The following is a 267-nucleotide window of genomic DNA, read 5'->3' on the forward strand; positions in this document are numbered from 1 at the left end:
AGTCGCGCCAGGCGGACTCGCCCGGCGCGCGCGCCAGCAACCGGTTTGTCGTAACGACAATTATTCCTTTGACGAAACGTAATTTCGCGTCGAGGTCAACCTCCACGCTGTTTAAAACGTTTTCCCCTGGTGCAAGCTGTTTCCGCACCTCATCCTGCCACGCATCGGGCAGGAAACTGGCGGCGAGCGCCAGCGCGGTCGGAGAAGCAAGTTGTTGAGTTGTCATTATGTGATGCCGCCCTTGACGGGCTAGTCCTGAATAGAGGG

At 58.1% G+C, this 267-nt stretch carries 1 protein-coding gene; it reads right to left on the reverse strand.

Annotation, left to right across the window (positions count from 1 at the left end):
- A partial coding sequence (locus KVT32_RS30250; RefSeq protein WP_217619447.1) for a hypothetical protein occupies nucleotides 1-226 on the reverse strand: 226 nt, incomplete at its 3' end.
- Nucleotides 227-267 lie beyond the last annotated feature (41 nt).

It is taken from the genome of Achromobacter sp. GbtcB20, from assembly GCF_019091095.1.
Taxonomy (GTDB): domain Bacteria; phylum Pseudomonadota; class Gammaproteobacteria; order Burkholderiales; family Burkholderiaceae_B; genus Achromobacter; species Achromobacter mucicolens.